The sequence below is a fragment of the Paenibacillus sp. JNUCC 34 genome, from assembly GCF_058269055.1.
The window spans coordinates 1,051,933-1,067,738 of record NZ_CM177770.1; the positions used below are offsets into that span (position 1 = coordinate 1,051,933).

A 15,806-nucleotide genomic window follows, 5' to 3' on the forward strand; every position below is an offset into this window, starting at 1 on the left:
ATAGAAAGCGGTTATAAAGAGCAGTTCCGTTACATTTCCAATAGTCCGGCCGACACGGAACGGCTAGCCGCCTGGCTGGCCCGGCGTTCAATACCGGGAACAGTCATCGGTCTTGATGGGGATTTGGGAGCGGGGAAGACAGCATTTTCCCAAGGGTTCGCGAAGCATTTAGGTATCAGCGGTGTTGTGAACAGTCCCACATTTACGATTATTAAAGAATATGAGGGGCGTCTGCCTCTTTATCATATGGATGTGTATCGTCTGTCTTTGGATGAAGCGGACGAGCTTGGATTAGACGAGTATTTTTTCGGAGAAGGTGTCTGTCTCGTGGAATGGAGCAGTCTTATAAGCGAGCTTCTTCCTGAACAACATCTTCATATATCGATTGAAACAACAAACTTATCGGAACGAGTAATTACTATAAAAGGCTTGGGTGAACCTTACGGCCAGTGGTGCCGGGAATTGAATGAAAATGGGGTAATTATCGATGAATAATCATAACACAAAGCCGCGACAGCGGTTTTTGGCGCTGGATTCGTCCACGGCCTCGCTGGCAGTGGCTGCGATGGAAAATAATGAACTGCTGAAGGAAATCAATGCGAGCGGCGAACGTAACCACTCTGTACACATGCACCCGGTCATAGCACAGGTCGTGGAGGAAGCAGGCTTGAGTATGGATGAAATTGACGGTGTCGCCGTTGGTGTGGGACCGGGCTCTTACACAGGCGTTCGTATGGCTGTCACAGCGGCTAAGACGCTTTCTTGGGCGAAAAAAATACCCGTTGCCGGAGTGTCTAGCCTCCATGCGATTGCGTGGGGAGGGCTTTCGTCTGGTCTGAAGGATCATTCGATGGAGAATGAACTGCACTGGGTGATCCCGCTGCTGGATGCAAGACGGGGACAGGCGTATACAGCACTGTTCGCTGGCGGAGCAGGTACTGCACCACAGCGGCTTGAGCCTGATGCCATCCGGTTGATGGCGACATGGATTGATACCCTTGCGGATCGACTAAATGCACTTCAAGAAGAAGAACTTCCTGTATCGATTTGCTTTACAGGTGACGTTGCAGTACATGCAGAAGCAGCTGAACGTCTTCGTGAGGTGTACAGCGGTCAACTGAACATTCTCCCTTATGAACTGGAGGGTCGCTGGGTCGGTCGCTTGGGGGCCATGCGGCTGCTTCAGGGGGAATCGGACGAGATGCATGCACTGGTACCTAACTATACACAGCTTTCGGAAGCGGAAGCGAACCTGCTGCGCAAGCGGTGAAGGGAGCGTAGGATTGGATCATGGAACAGGAATATAAAGCACCGGCTCATGACGAAGGTTTGTCTTTCCGGTTGATGACAATGGAGGACATACCGAACGTCATGGTCGTAGAGCATGATGCGTTTACTCTCCCTTGGACCGAGGAAGCCTTTCACAATGAACTTAAGCTGAATCATTTTGCACATTATATGGTGATGGAGTATGAAGGACGGACGATCGGTTACGCAGGGATGTGGACGATTGTCGACGAGGCTCATATAACTAACATTGCACTGCTCGGAACATATCGTGGGCGAAAATGGGGAGAACGGCTTCTTAGTGAGCTGATGAAGACTGCCTCTTTTTTGGGGATGGAACGTATAACGCTGGAGGTCCGGGTAAGCAATGAGGTGGCTAAGCGTTTGTATATAAAAAAAGGATTTGAGCCTGCAGGCATCCGTAGAGGCTACTATTCCGACAATGGAGAGGATGCACTGATTATGTGGGCGGATTTGCCCCCTTACCGTGAACACGGAGGCGAGGAAGGAAGCGAAGGTTTGTTATGAATGAACAGAATACAGAGAAGCACAGTCTGATCTTAGCCATTGAGACAAGCTGTGATGAAACATCAGTTGCCGTGGTTAGAGATGGGCATGAAGTATTGTCGAGCGTTATTGCGAGTCAGATTGAAACCCACAAAGCATTTGGGGGTGTGGTACCTGAGGTGGCATCGCGCAAGCATGTGGAGAGCATTACGGTGATTCTGGAGGAAGCTGTCTACGAAGCGGGTATTGATATGCGGGATTTGTCGGCTATCGCTGTTACGCAGGGACCGGGTCTGGTCGGAGCATTATTAGTTGGTGTTGTGGCGGCCAAAAGCTTAGCGTACGCACTCGGAAAACCGCTGATTGGCACACACCATATCGCAGGTCATATCTATGCCAACCGTATCGTTGGCCCGATAGAATACCCGTGCATGTCGCTCGTTGTTTCGGGTGGGCACACAGAACTTGTATACATGAAGTCCGAAGGCAGCTTTGAACTTATCGGCCGTACACGTGATGATGCTGTAGGTGAGGCCTATGATAAAGTGGCGCGAGCGCTCGGATTCCCTTATCCGGGCGGCCCGCATGTGGACCGGCTGGCCTTGGAAGCGGAGGATGCCGTACAGCTTCCCCGCGTATGGCTGGAGCCGGATTCCTATGACTTTAGCTTTAGCGGATTGAAATCGGCTGTATTAAATGTCGTCAATCAGAGCAAAATGCGTGGAGAAGAGATTCGAACCGGTGCGATTGCCCGGGGCTTTCAGGAGTCGGTTACCGAGGTACTCGTGGAAAAAGCGGTACGCGCCGTGAAGGCATATGGAGCTAAGCAGTTGCTGCTCTGTGGAGGGGTTGCTGCGAACCGCGGATTGCGGCATCTTCTCTCTGAGCGCTGTGAAACAGAGGGAATTCCTCTAACCATTCCACCGCATCATTACTGTACGGACAACGCAGCTATGATTGCTGCAGCCGCTCATTTGAAATGGAAACGTGGAGACCTGACGCCTCTCGATATGAAGGCAGATCCCCAGTTTTCTCTGGAAGAATGGGCTAAGTAAAGAGCAGGAAAATGCTAGGAAAATGCCCTCTTGACAGGTGAAATTAAAGAACGTATAATCATCCTCAAATTCCAGAATGAAGAAACGTGAAGAACAGGAACAGTAAGGATCTCCGGAATCAAGAGAGCTGCGGGACGGTGCGACGCAGTGGAAAGAGACCTGAAACTCGCCTGGGAGCGGAACGTTGGAACACAGCGCATGATGCGCTGGCCGGATGTTGTCCGGCATTACATCGTTACGGTTAGCCACCGTCAGAAGGCTCGGCATATGCAGTCCATAAATATGGATGTGACGTGTGGCGATGGAGGGGGCTTGCTTAGGACCGATAAGATGATCGGTAAATCTGGCAAGTCAACAAGAGTGGTACCGCGATAGCAAGCCTGTCGTCTCTTGAATAAAGAGATGGTGGGCTTTTTTATATTTCTCGCAGAAACAAACCGAATAATACTAAACGCAATGAACGGGAGCAAGTAAAAGGGGTACTGTCTTCAGAGAGCCGTGGTTTTGGTGTGACGCGGCGGCAGGAGCCTTTGAATCTCGCCCGGGAGCGGAAGAGGGGGAAATATGGATGGCGCTGCTGCAGATACGGTATAGATTTGCAGGCAGTAAAAGTCCTAATATCTACTCTCTTACGGGATCCCCCGTGAACAGGAGTCCGATAAATATTTCGCCCGGCCGGCGTAATTTTATCGGACACTAAGCGGACGTACGTTTCGGCATGATGCCGAAATCAATGCGTCAAGTAGAGTGGTACCACGGAGGGGTTAAAGCCCGTCGTCTCTTATAACAGGAGATGGCGGGCTTTTTTTTGAAATCTAAGAAAGTATGAATTTCATATTGCATACTTGTCTTATATTTCTTCTTGCTGCCGGCAGCAGTTGGGTGGGATTGCGAACGCAAGTCGACGTGCGGACGCAGGTGTAATCTTGTCAAAAATTAAGTAAGTAAGATCTGGCGCATCTCGTAAAAACAAGGGAGGAACCCACGATGGTACAAGAAATTCGAAGAATTCATTTGATGGATACAACATTGCGTGACGGAGAACAGGCTCCTGGAGCAAGTCTGCAGCCTGAGCAGAAGGTCATGCTTGCTGCCAAACTGGCGGAGTTGGGTGTAGATGTGCTGGAACCGGGTTTCCCTGTGTCCAGTCCAGGCGAGTTTGCCGCCGTTCAAACGATATCCCGCCAGCTTCAAAATGTGGAAATATGCGGATTTGCGAGAGCGGTTAGAGGTGACATTGACGCAGCAGTCCGGGCGACACAAGATGCAGCCAATCGGCGCATCCATTTGTTTATCTCTTCGTCCGACATCCATATCAAGCATCAGCTCCGCAAGAGTCGGAAAGAGGTCGTTGCGACTGCACGGGAAATGACGGCGTACGCCAAACAGTTTTGCGACCGGGTCGAGTTTACCGCGATGGACGCATCACGTACGAACATAGATGATTTAATTGAGATGGTGGAGGCTGTGATTGAGGAAGGGGCAAATATTATCAACCTGCCCGACACGGTCGGATATGCTCTTCCACAAGAATATGGCGAGATGTTCCGCCGGGTTCGTGAAGGGGCAAGGGGAGGCAGAAGTGTAGAGTACAGCGCTCATTGTCATAATGATTTGGGTTTGGCTGTGGCGAACAGTCTGGAAGCTATTCGAAACGGAGCCAGCCAAATCGAGGTGACGGTTAATGGTGTAGGTGAACGTACAGGAAACTGTGCCTTGGAAGAACTTGTGATGGCTCTGGCTACTCGGGGAGATGTGCTTAGAGCAGAGACGGGTATCTCAGCAGAGAAGCTGTATGAAACGTCCCGACTAATCAGCGGTGCGATGCATTTTCCGATTGCATTCAATAAGCCGGTTGTTGGCCGTAATGCTTTTCAACATGAATCGGGTATTCATCAGGATGGCCTTCTGAAAGACCGTAGCACCTATGAGATTATGAACCCTGAGGATCTCGGCATACCGCGCAGTATGATTATTCTAGGCAAGCATTCTGGACGACATGCATTGAAAGACAGGCTTGCCCGGTATGGTGTATCCATTCAGGAGCAAGACGTGGAGAAGCTCTACAATACCTTCAAAGAGACCGCAGACCGGCAAAAGGTAGTCAGTGATGACCAACTGCTGCAAATGGTGAGCAGCACGCTTGGTAAACCGGCTCAGGTGTATGAGCTGGGTGAGGTTCAGGTAATATCCGGCAGCGGAGTAAGCCGGGTGGCGGCCGTCAGACTTCGCCACTTGCACGAGGAGCGTGAGGTGTCTTATTCGAGCGTAGCCGATGGACCAGTGCAGGCTGTAATATCCGCAATCAGCCAAGGAATCAGCGGTAGCATTTCCTTCGTTGATCTGGAGCTTCATTCTCTGAGTAACGGCGAAGATGCGCATGCAGAGGCAGCCGTTACCGTTGAAAGAGACAGGAAGGTATTCCGTGGAACAGCAGTTCACCAGGATATAGTCATGGCGGCAGGGCTTGCATACGTAGCAGCATGCAACTCGGCGCTCTTGTCTGTTTAACGACGATTACCATATAAGTGCGTGTTCAAAAAGGTCGGTTTTTAGCACCGAGAAGGTTGGATAAAGCTAGGGACTGAGGAGCGGAGCGTACGTTTTGGGTACGTGAGCACCGGAAGGACCGGCTGAATTCAAGATTCGATGCCGAGCCCACTTCCTGATTCACTTCGTGATCAAAAGCGGACTTTTTGAACAACCTCTATAAGAAAAAGGCCTTCTTCTTCGTTTCGAAGGAGAGGGCCTAATCTACATACAAAAACGGGATTCATATATATGAATCGATAGTTCTGTCAAGTTGTGGACAAGGTTATCCACATTTCCCTTCGAAAATGTGCGCAAATTCAGAAAACACCGATAAATTAAAGGTTTGGAAGAGGCTGAAAAAAGGGGACATTATTTTCAAAAATACTTGTTGAAACTGTGGATAATGTGCATAACTTAGTGGATAATCTTGGGTGCCCTCGCTAAAAAGCTTGTTTAAAAGCAAAAAAATGGCCATTTAGGCCATTTTCAAGTCACACTTATGCACCGAAGTTGGGGATAAGGCTGTGCATAAGTGAAAAAGTGATTTTGAAGCATATTTGTGAATTTTTTTTGTTTTTTATAAAATCGGACTGTTTAAGCCTCCAGCAAGCTTTCCCATTCCGCAAAAATTTCTTCCAGTAAAGCTTTTTTGGTATCCGCGGCCTGTTGGCGTTCTTGCAGAGCCATATAGTCTTGATATATTTCCGGGAGGGCCATTTCCGCTTCAAGCTGCGCAATTTCCGTCTCTAATGAATGGATCTGTTCTTCCAGGCTGGCAAGTTTGCGCTGTCGGTTTCTTTCTTCACGCTTCGCTTGCTTATCTGCTTCGAAGGTAGAGGCGCCTGGTTTGTCAGTCGGAGCTTCCGTAACGGTCTCCTGCTTGCTGCTTGCACGGGAGAACGGTTCCGAAGGCTCGTTGTTCATTTCAACGATCTCTTGCTTTTTATCTGTGTAATCGTCGTAATTACCCAGGAAATGTTGAACGCTGTCCGGATGCAGCTCTACGATGCGTTCCGCCATTTTGTTCAGGAAGTAGCGGTCGTGAGAAATAAAGAACAGGGTGCCTTCATAATCAATCAGTGCGGATTCCAGCACTTCTTTGCTGAACAAATCCAGATGGTTAGTCGGCTCATCCAGGATAAGCATATTGGCTTCCAGAAGCATCAGCTTCGCAAGAGACACACGCGCTTTTTCGCCGCCACTTAAAGAGCTGATCTTCTTCAGGACGTCTTCACCACTGAACAAAAAATTGCCAAGAACGGTTCGTATTCGTGCTTCCTCCATATGGGGATAAGTGCTCCACAGCTCTTCCAGCACGGTGTTTTTCGGATTGAGCTCAGATTGTTCCTGATCATAGTAACCGATCTTGACCTTGGTTCCCCACTGCAAGGAGCCGGAAGCTGGCTTCATATCGTCAATGAGACACTTGAGCAGCGTAGACTTGCCGATCCCGTTCGGTCCGATCAGGGCGACAGTTTCTCCTCTCCGGAGATCGAAGGATACATTTCGGAACAATGTCTCTTCAGGCTGAAAGGCGACGGACAGGTCTTTCACCTGAAGCACCTCTTTACCGGACATGTACTCTACCTCGAAGGAGAAGTGAGCTTTTTTCAAATCGCCCATGGGCCTGTCCAGTCGATCCATTCGGTCAAGAGCTTTGCGACGGCTCTGTGCACGCTTCGTAGTAGAGGCACGCACGAGGTTGCGCTGGATAAAGGTTTCCATCCGAGCAATCTCATCCTGCTGTTTCTCGTACTGCTTCAGTTGCGTTTCGTATTCCGCTGCTTTCAGTTCGATATATTTGCTGTAATTGCCTGTGTAGCGTTTCGATTGATGGCGTTCAATTTCAACGATGGTTGTTACGAGACGGTCCAGAAAATATCGGTCATGGGATACAACAAGCAGTGCTCCTGAATAACCGCGCAGGTAATCCTCAAGCCAGGTTAGCGTTGCGATATCCAGGTGGTTCGTAGGTTCGTCCAGCATGAGCAGATCAGGGGCTTGAAGAAGTATGCGTGCCAGCGCCAAACGAGTTTTCTGACCACCACTTAAAGTGGCGATAGAGGTGTCCGGGGAAAAGCTTCCGAAGCCCATTCCGTGGAGAATGCTGCGGATGCGCGTTTCCATTTCATAACCGCCATGATCCTTGAACCAGTCGGAACGGACGGCATACCGGTCAAGCAAATCCTGATAACGTTTCGGATCTTCGCTGGAGGCGGGATCGGCGATCTGCTGCTCCATTTGGCGAAGCTCGCGTTCCGTTTCAATGAGCGGTGTAAATACGTCCAGCATTTCCTCCCAAATGGTACGGTCCGACTGCAGGCCGCTATTTTGCGCCAAATAACCAATCGTTGTTTCTTTTGCTTTAAATATTTGTCCCCCGTCATATGACATATCTCCAGATAATATCTGAAGTAGCGTCGATTTGCCGGCACCGTTTACACCAACGAGTCCGATTCGCTCCCGTTCGAGAATTTGCAGGTTGATGCCCTCAAGCACCGGGGTGACCCCAAATAATTTCGTAATGCCATTGGCTTGCAGCAGCATGTGAGATAAAACCTCCATCTATATAGTAGTTCCTGATTCATCGATAAAATTCAGATGATGATATAAGAGGTTGTTCAAAAAATCATCTTTTGATCACGAAGTGAATCAGGAAGTGAAATCGACGTCGAATCTTGAATTCAGCTAAAATGTTTCCGAAGGAAACATACTTCGAAAGCATGCTCACGTAGGGTCTGCCTACGCTCCGCTCCTCAGTCCCTAGCTTCATCCAACTCAAGCGTTTTGAAAAAACGCACATCGGAAGCATATGCTTCGGTGCTAAAAGTCTGACTTTTTGAACACTTGCTATAAGATAAGTTTACATGAAAAATGGTAAACAAGCGACCGATTCATGGTGACTTCGGGCATTCTTGGCGAAAGGGAGGAACAATGGTAAACTAATCATAATTATAAGTATGAAGGGAAAGACAAGTTTGAACACTTCTGGTTCTAAATCTGAACTTCGGGCACTTAAAGTTTCCCTTAGAGATTCAATTTCGGATAGCGATCGTGAAGAACGATCCGGACAGGTCTGCCGTCATGCGACCGATCTGCTCATGTCTAGTCACGCTGTCAGTATGCTAGTGTATGTTCCATTTCGTTCGGAGCTAGATACCCGGCCATTGATAGCGTGGGCATGGGAGAATGGGATTGAGGTCATGGTACCGAGAAGCCTTCGGGGAAGCGGCATGATGGAGCTATACCTGCTCCACAGCTGGGATGAACTGATTCAAGGCGCTTATGGTATTCCTGAACCGGATCCTAAGCGTGCAGAGAAGTGCCGAAACGATGTTGTTCCAGATGTCATATGGGTTCCGGGTCTAGCATTCGATCGGCACGGTGGAAGGCTTGGTTATGGAGGCGGATATTATGACCGTCTTCGGGACCGTATGTTACCGGCTGCAACGGGTGGGAAGAGGCTACCCTTATGGATCGGGCTTGGATATGAAGTTCAGGTTACGAATCAGGTGCCTATGGAACGTCACGATTTGTGTCTGGACGGGCTTATAACTGAAAATGGATACATAAGACTGGATTCTAGCGGAAGGTGATGGAATGGAACTTAGTCATTTTAATGAGCAGGGCAGAGCAAGGATGGTGGATGTGAGTGATAAGAATGTAACATCCCGGACAGCTGCTGCACGAACAACCGTGAAGATGCATCCAGATACGCTCCGCCGTATTCAAGAGGGCGGTATTGAAAAAGGCGACGTGCTTGCGGTAGCGCAGGTGGCTGGTATAATGGCTGCGAAGAAGACATCGGATTGGATTCCGATGTGTCATCCGCTTCCGCTTACGGGTATTAATGTGGAATTCAGCGATAATGGCCGGGATGAATTATATATAGAAGCAACTGTGAAGACGACAGGAAAGACCGGGGTTGAAATGGAGGCTCTAACAGCCGTTTCAGCCGCTGCTCTGACCGTTTATGATATGTGTAAAGCAATGCAAAAGGATATGGAGATTGGTCCAACAAAGCTGCTCAGCAAGACCGGAGGCAAGAGTGGAGATTACCTGAACGAAAGTAATTAAACGGGATTCATTTCATTATTGAATATAGAAGAAAGATTCGGCAGAGAGGGAAGGGGAGGGTACTCATGTTGTGGAAAACGGCGATCCTGACGGCGAGCGATAAAGGCTCACGGGGGGAACGCGAGGATACGAGCGCCCAGGTTATCCGGGAACTGATTGAAGAGGAATTGGGCGGCGAAATTATCGAATATCGTATTGTTCCTGATGAAGAAGATGAAATTATTGCTGCGTTGATTGAGCTGACGGATTATTTTCAAGTGGATCTGGTGCTTACAACCGGGGGGACGGAATTAGCAGTGAGGGATGTAACGCCGGAAGCGACCAAACGGGTCGTCGAGCGGGAAGTTCCGGGTATTGTCGAAGCGATGCGGGCTACGGTTATGCAGAAGAATCGAAGTGCCATGCTGTTCCGAGGGGTGTGCGGTATTCGCGGCCGAACGCTGGTACTCAACTTGCCAGGGTCACCCAAAGGTGTGCATGAGAATCTTGCAGCCGTCATGGATCAGCTGCCTGAGGCACTGCTTATGGTTACGGGACAGTATCGCGAATAAAGGATTTTGCAACGGATTTAGGAAGAATTATGTAAAAAATATCATAAATCCTCATTGTTTATGTGATTTTTGTTATGGTATGATGGCGGTATAAATATCATATAGGCTGATTTCGTGTAAATTAGGAGGAGAAAGGTATGAGTCAAATCGGGGTACCAGGTATTATTCTACTCGTCATCTTAGCTCTGTTGCTGTTCGGACCGAACAAGCTTCCTGAACTGGGGCGCGCTGTAGGCAGAACGTTCCGTGAGTTTAAGGAAGGAGCACGTGAGATCATTGACGATGAGCCGGCTTCGAAGAAGAAGGAAGAAGCACCACAGCCGTCCGCAGCACAGGCCAACGTTGAAGATAGACGTCTTCCGGAATAAGAACGGTTTCGTAAGGTGAAATCCCCTCCTACGGGAGGGATTTTTCGCACTTATTATGAGAAACGGACCCCTTCCTACGCGAGGATTCAGCCGTTTCTTCTTGTGCTGCCGGGATACAGATGAGGTGATATCTAGCATGTCGGAAAAAATGGAAGAGATGGCGCTTGTAGAGCATCTTAGTGAGCTTCGCAAGCGGATTATTATTGTGCTTGTCGTATTTGTGGGCGGATTGATTGCCGGTCTATTTATCGCTGAGCCGATTTACCGGTATTTGACGGGATCGGAGCAGGCCAAGTCGTTTGAACTGAATGCCTTCTCTTTTTGGGATGGTATCGGGATCTATATGAAAATTGCTGCCCTTTTCTCGTTTGTTATATCGGTTCCGTTTATATTTTATCAGCTTTGGGCTTTTGTAAAGCCAGGACTACGGAAAAATGAGCAAAAGGCGACAGTTCGTTATATTCCATATGCTTTTTTACTGTTAATTATGGGTATTGCATTTGGATATTACATCGTATTTCCAATGACGCTATCTTTTACGACTACTATTACGAAGAGTATGGGGCTTCAGGAGACATACGGTATCACGAATTATTTTAACTTTATGTTCAATCTGGTGCTGCCGCTGGCATTGTTATTTGAACTTCCCTTGATTGTGATGTTCTTAACCAAAATTCGGCTTCTGAATCCGCTGCGGCTGAAGAAGATGCGCCGTGTAGCCTATTTCGGACTTGTGTTTGTGGCTGTTGTCATTACGCCGCCAGACATTATCTCCGATTTCCTGGTGGCGATCCCGCTGCTGCTTCTATACGAAATAAGCGTATTTCTTTCGGCTTTTGTGTATCGCAAGCAATTGCAGGCGGATATGGAACTGGAAAGCCAATACATACATGTTGATGAAGAGCAGGATTAATCGCAGAATGCTATTGTATGCCTATAAAAATGAATAACCCGCTTAACCGTCACTCTGTTGCAGTGTCTGTTAAGCGGGTTATTTGTATTTTGGTGTTAATTCGCATCATATCTCGCCAGCACCATCATGGCCGACTCCTGCATACGTTTTTGTAATGCCGTCCCTTCAACAATTTTTACTCGTAGTCCAAGGAAGCGGATACGGGATAGGAGGAAATCACGCTCATCCTCCGGATATTTGATTTCAACACGGTATACTTCTGTGTTTTCATCATAGTTCACCGTTTTATCAAAGCAGGAGAACGCATATAGTATTCTCGACAACTCGCTGTTATATTTTCGGTTAATTTCAATGACAGCGTGGTCTTTCCGATTTTCCATCAGCCTGCCTATCCGTCCTTTGATCTGCTCAATTCGATAGGACGGGAGTGACGTCTCCTGAACGTATAAAATGTTGCAGAGCTTAGTAAACATCAGCCTTTTATGGTGTGCACTGTACCAGAGCAGCATCCATTCCCGTTTGATCATCGAATATTCGAGCTTGTAAGGGAATCCGGAATAATTGCTATGGAGCTCGCCGAGTTTCGTTTTGTAGGTCATCCGAAATCCTTGCTCCAGTATGATCAGGCGGCGCAGCGTTCGAAGAAGCGGATGGTATACGCTGCGTTCGTATCCCTTTGCTTTTTCAAGAATAATCTCCTGTATATCTGGTCCCGTATTTTCTAAATAGAGTATCTGTTCGAGACGTTCCAGTGTTTCCGGTGTAAAGGCGTGTACGGCTTCTGGATGGGCCAGCATTATTTTTAACCAGGAACGCTCTTGAGTCGTAATTGCGATCGAATCCGTTTCGTCAAGCCGTGTCATGATCTGGTAATTAAATATCTTCTCAAAGAGATTCAAACGCATAATAGGCCGCAATCTCCTTCCATTCCTTGATGAACTCTTGGCGAAGTGAGCGGGGCTCAAGCACCTCGCAGCTGGAACCGAAACTGCGGAGCCATGGCTTGATTTCGGTTGTACCGTTTACTTTAATCTCGTATAAAAAAGAGTTCTCTGATTCCAATGTAATCGTTCCCCATTGCCCCTGGGCTCGGACTCGATCAAGTACGAAGTTCACCTTGCTGTCATGGGGGTTATAGAATCTCGCAACGACTCGAACCGAATTGCCGGTGTCTGTGACCCAGCTATGTTCCAGCTCAGCCAACGCCTCATGAAGCTTTTTCTGGAACAATTCCTCTTGCACCTGTTCCCCTTCTTCGATCTGCGTCAAACCTTCCATACGAAACTTCATCAGACCCTGTCTGGCATTATGACCGATCAGGTACCATCTGCCATATTGGTGGTCGTATATGATGCGAAGTGGAAGCACTATTTCTCGTATTCCCTTGGACTCCCTATGAAACAGTGGATTCGTATTTTTAGAAGCATACCGTGAGGTGCTTTTAGGTGACAAATATAGAAACTTGAGTTTTGCCCGTTTTTGAATCGCCTGAAAAATCGTATACAGATGAGCTTCATCCAAAATCCGGGAGTGATAATGGTATTTATAAATATATGTATGGATGGCATTGGTGGAAAAATCACGCTGCCGTAAGGCTTTTTTTAAGTTGTCTCTGAGTATATACCCCTGAACGGACGGCAGCTGAGTATTCGACATGACATCAACATAGTCGTAGAGGTCGAGAAGTTCATCGTCGGACAATCGATCAATAAGATCAGTGGCCCCACGGTAACGGTAAGGACGTTCTCCATCGATGCGTACGATGACGCCAACCTCCTCCAAATATTTGAGATCTCCTCGAATCGTCTTCTCATCAGGCAGAGTTTCATCCTCATAGGCAAGGTGGCTGCTAAACAGATCGAGCAGTTCTTTAGCTGTCAGGCTCTGATACTGCAAGTGAGTCAGAAGCAGCGAAAGCCTCACACTTTCTGATGCTTTGAGTGATTTTCCACGGAACAAAAAAAGAAGGAGCGGATCGGCGGACTCGTAGTATGAGTAGCGCAGCCCTTCGGACAAAGCAGTGTTTTGCTCTGTAGGTAGCTGAGGCTGAAGTGTTTCAACCATGACTTTTAAATGTTTGAGCGTCTTATCGTAGGTATGTACCGATATGCCGAGGCGGTCTGCAAGTTGTTGTCGGTTGTAGGCCCCTCCTGCCAGTGCGAGAATGCGAAGGAACTGAATTTCTTTATCAAAGCTTTCCCGAGCCATGGAGACCTCCTTAAAATCATATTTTCAATCTAACTAAACCTAATTATAAGTGTTGTGGGATGGAAATTGGCTTGAGGAAGGAATATTTAACATATTTTTTCTGATTGCCATACTTTCACCCTGTTGAAAGACTGCTTTATCGAAGAAAATGAGGATGTTCCGAATGAATAAATGCACGACAAGATAGGAAAGGAGAAGACTTCGAGATGAGTTTAACGGAGGAAATGAAGTTATACATACAGGAAGAACTTAAACGTATCGAGCGGGACGAACAGGTCGTAATCCTTTATGCATGCGAATCTGGCAGCAGGGCTTGGGGCTTCCCGTCTAAGGATAGCGACTATGACGTAAGGTTCATCTATGTCAGACCTGTGGAGTGGTACTTGTCCATTTACGATAAAAGAGATGTCATCGAAAGGCCAATTAACGATTCTCTTGATATAAGCGGTTGGGATTTGAAGAAAGCGTTAGGTCTTTTTCGCAAGTCGAATCCTCCGCTGCTCGAGTGGCTGGAGTCCCCCATTAAGTATATGGAGAGATTGAGCATTGCCGGGCAAATCCGGAGCATCTCATCTCTTGTGTTCTCGCCTAGATCTTGCATGTATCACTATCTCAATATGGCAAAAGGAAATTATCGCAAGTATTTGCAAGGGGAACTCGTCAAGATCAAAAAGTATTTTTACGTACTGCGTCCGATATTGGCATGTGAATGGATTGAGAGATATAACGAAATGCCTCCTGTGGAATTTGAACAGCTTACGAATCGCCTTCTTGAGGAAGGCAGCGAGCTAAAGGGGATCATCGATACATTGCTTCTTCGCAAAAAATCGGGTCAGGAGATGGATTATGAGCCAAGGCTATCTATACTCAATGATTTTATAGAGGAGAAGTTAACCGATTACGAACAATGGGCAAGCGAAATGAAGGGACAGGATACGCAGCTAGATGAACGCTTGGATCATTTGTTCCGCAACGCTTTAGCAGAGGCATGGGGGATGGAAAGACCATGAACGCGCAAGGGATAAGAAGGGAGAGAGAGGTTTGGCTATTGTACAGTTAACATCAACAAATCCACAATTTTCATTTTTAATAAAGAAGAATCCTGAAACGGGGATGCAGATTCGGAGTCTCCGTCAAGGAATGGCCTACGGTTGGTATTCTGAACCTTCCGCTTTCAATGTGTACTTTAAGGATGCGGATAACGATATATCCTATAAACAGCATCAAGGGGAAAGTTTTGAATATTTAAACGTATCGAGGTATAACACGCCATTATTTCCGCTGGCTGCTATCGGCGAATTTTTCTCGGCTCCCTTTAAGAAGCAGGACGACCGGGATATGAGTGGTTATGAACATACTTTTTATCTTAACCTCATTCATATCGAGAAGGCCCATTATATCGAATTTTTCCAGAAACACCTTGAAGGATATTCTCTTACTCTCCGGCATGAGGCTCATAAAAGCTATGCATTAACGGTGACCACACGAAGAAGCCTGTATCATCTCCTGCATACGGTAAGCGTGCTAAGCCTGTTCTTGTCGATGTTTGGCAGCGAGTATCTCGATACCTCGGATGCAGTACTTGAAAAGTATATTCGGAGTCTAAACGTTATGGATGCACCTTATTACATACGCAGTCTTTTTGTACGTAATTTCCTTAACAATCGTGAACGTTTCAAAAAGTATAAGCATGGGCTTGAGCAAACCGAAAGGTACAGCATTGAGTTTGCCTATGGAAACACGGCGATGCAGCGTAGAAGCTATATTGCGAGCGTCCTTTCATTTAATAAACCGATACTGGATATCGGCTGCGGAGAAGGGTTTTATGCCTTTTCTTTTGCCGGAAAAATAGAGGATTCTTACTACGCAGTAGATATTAACGAAACTTTACTTGCAGCTGTTGAGCGCAAAGCGGAAGCTAAGGGCCTGGACAATCTGGTGACTTTTCCATCACTGTCAGCTTTTCTAGAAACCTACAATGAAGAGATGGTGGATGTCATCCTGACAGAAGTGATAGAGCATATGCCTAGGGAGGAAGCAGCGGAGTTCATACGCCAAATCATGCAGGCGGTTCAGTTCGATAAGCTGGTCATTACGACACCGAATGCAGATTTTAACCGTTATTATGAGCTTTCCGGGTTTAGACATGAGGATCATAAATGGGAAATGGGGCAGGACGAGTTTAAATCGTGGTTTAACGAAATGGTTCAGGATCTAGCAGTTCGGTACGAGTATGTCATGATTGGCGACGGCGTGGACGGCATGCATACGACACAAGGCATGATCGTGATGAGAAAGGGGGAATAAG

General features: G+C 47.4%; 15 protein-coding genes and 2 other annotated features. Of the genes, 12 read left to right on the forward strand and 3 right to left on the reverse strand.

Translation table 11 applies throughout. The features are described from left to right. The 5 genes from tsaE (at position 1) to AC2TF5_RS04815 (ending at position 5,360) form a co-directional block, all read left to right on the forward strand. Positions 1–495: a tRNA (adenosine(37)-N6)-threonylcarbamoyltransferase complex ATPase subunit type 1 TsaE gene (tsaE, locus tag AC2TF5_RS04795; RefSeq protein WP_491302809.1), complete on the forward strand. Its 495-nt coding sequence runs from the start codon at positions 1–3 to the stop codon at positions 493–495. Further along, positions 488–1,270 (forward strand): tRNA (adenosine(37)-N6)-threonylcarbamoyltransferase complex dimerization subunit type 1 TsaB, encoded by a 783-nt coding sequence (tsaB, locus tag AC2TF5_RS04800; RefSeq protein WP_491301091.1) that lies wholly within the window; start codon positions 488–490, stop codon positions 1,268–1,270. The genes tsaE and tsaB overlap by 8 nt, the downstream gene beginning before the upstream one ends. Positions 1,271–1,290: 20 nt before the next feature. Then, entirely contained in the window at positions 1,291–1,815 is a 525-nt protein-coding gene (rimI, locus tag AC2TF5_RS04805; protein ID WP_491301092.1) for a ribosomal protein S18-alanine N-acetyltransferase, read from the forward strand. Beyond that, a complete protein-coding gene (tsaD, locus tag AC2TF5_RS04810; protein ID WP_491301093.1) occupies positions 1,812–2,849 on the forward strand; it encodes a tRNA (adenosine(37)-N6)-threonylcarbamoyltransferase complex transferase subunit TsaD in 1,038 nt (345 codons plus the stop codon). The genes rimI and tsaD overlap by 4 nt, the downstream gene beginning before the upstream one ends. An 80-nt stretch (positions 2,850–2,929) precedes the next feature. Beyond that, positions 2,930–3,243 (forward strand) — a binding site (T-box leader). 53 nt (positions 3,244–3,296) lie between these two features. Then, positions 3,297–3,634: a binding site (T-box leader), on the forward strand. A 202-nt stretch (positions 3,635–3,836) separates the two neighbouring features. Next, a complete protein-coding gene (locus tag AC2TF5_RS04815) occupies positions 3,837–5,360 on the forward strand; it encodes a 2-isopropylmalate synthase (RefSeq protein ID WP_491301094.1) in 1,524 nt (507 codons plus the stop codon). A gap of 615 nt (positions 5,361–5,975) precedes the next feature. Here AC2TF5_RS04815 and AC2TF5_RS04820 read toward each other — a convergent pair. After that, on the reverse strand, positions 5,976–7,928 hold the full coding sequence (locus AC2TF5_RS04820) for an ABC-F family ATP-binding cassette domain-containing protein (protein ID WP_491301095.1): 1,953 nt from the start codon (positions 7,926–7,928) through the stop codon (positions 5,976–5,978). Positions 7,929–8,359: 431 nt separating this feature from the next. On the opposite strand from AC2TF5_RS04820, the gene AC2TF5_RS04825 reads away from it, so the two are divergent. The 5 genes from AC2TF5_RS04825 to tatC all read left to right on the forward strand — a co-directional run bounded on the left by AC2TF5_RS04825 (position 8,360) and on the right by tatC (position 11,290). Next, positions 8,360–8,977 carry a 5-formyltetrahydrofolate cyclo-ligase gene (locus AC2TF5_RS04825; protein ID WP_491301096.1) on the forward strand — a complete coding sequence of 206 codons (618 nt, stop codon included), beginning with the start codon at positions 8,360–8,362 and terminating at the stop codon, positions 8,975–8,977. A 4-nt stretch (positions 8,978–8,981) separates the two neighbouring features. Beyond that, the gene (gene moaC / locus AC2TF5_RS04830; protein WP_491301097.1) at positions 8,982–9,458 is read left to right on the forward strand and encodes a cyclic pyranopterin monophosphate synthase MoaC; all 477 of its coding nucleotides are present in this window, start codon (positions 8,982–8,984) and stop codon (positions 9,456–9,458) included. Between the two features lie 65 nt (positions 9,459–9,523). Next, the gene (locus tag AC2TF5_RS04835; RefSeq protein ID WP_208917964.1) at positions 9,524–10,009 is read left to right on the forward strand and encodes a MogA/MoaB family molybdenum cofactor biosynthesis protein; all 486 of its coding nucleotides are present in this window, start codon (positions 9,524–9,526) and stop codon (positions 10,007–10,009) included. 137 nt (positions 10,010–10,146) lie between these two features. Continuing rightward, positions 10,147–10,377, forward strand: coding sequence for a twin-arginine translocase TatA/TatE family subunit (locus AC2TF5_RS04840; protein WP_491301098.1), 231 nt, complete (start codon positions 10,147–10,149; stop codon positions 10,375–10,377). Positions 10,378–10,513: 136 nt separating this feature from the next. Further along, on the forward strand, positions 10,514–11,290 hold the full coding sequence (gene tatC / locus AC2TF5_RS04845; protein WP_491301099.1) for a twin-arginine translocase subunit TatC: 777 nt from the start codon (positions 10,514–10,516) through the stop codon (positions 11,288–11,290). Positions 11,291–11,385: 95 nt separating this feature from the next. Here the strand turns inward: tatC and AC2TF5_RS04850 are convergent, their stop codons facing one another. Further along, positions 11,386–12,195 carry a WYL domain-containing protein gene (locus AC2TF5_RS04850; RefSeq protein ID WP_491301100.1) on the reverse strand — a complete coding sequence of 270 codons (810 nt, stop codon included), beginning with the start codon at positions 12,193–12,195 and terminating at the stop codon, positions 11,386–11,388. After that, positions 12,176–13,498: a helix-turn-helix transcriptional regulator gene (locus AC2TF5_RS04855; protein WP_491301101.1), complete on the reverse strand. Its 1,323-nt coding sequence runs from the start codon at positions 13,496–13,498 to the stop codon at positions 12,176–12,178. The genes AC2TF5_RS04850 and AC2TF5_RS04855 overlap by 20 nt, the downstream gene beginning before the upstream one ends. 206 nt (positions 13,499–13,704) lie before the next feature. On the opposite strand from AC2TF5_RS04855, the gene AC2TF5_RS04860 reads away from it, so the two are divergent. After that, positions 13,705–14,508 carry a nucleotidyltransferase domain-containing protein gene (locus AC2TF5_RS04860; RefSeq protein ID WP_491301102.1) on the forward strand — a complete coding sequence of 268 codons (804 nt, stop codon included), beginning with the start codon at positions 13,705–13,707 and terminating at the stop codon, positions 14,506–14,508. A gap of 31 nt (positions 14,509–14,539) precedes the next feature. Continuing rightward, positions 14,540–15,805: a class I SAM-dependent methyltransferase gene (locus AC2TF5_RS04865; RefSeq protein ID WP_491301103.1), complete on the forward strand. Its 1,266-nt coding sequence runs from the start codon at positions 14,540–14,542 to the stop codon at positions 15,803–15,805. The last annotated feature ends 1 nt before the right edge of the window (position 15,806 follow it).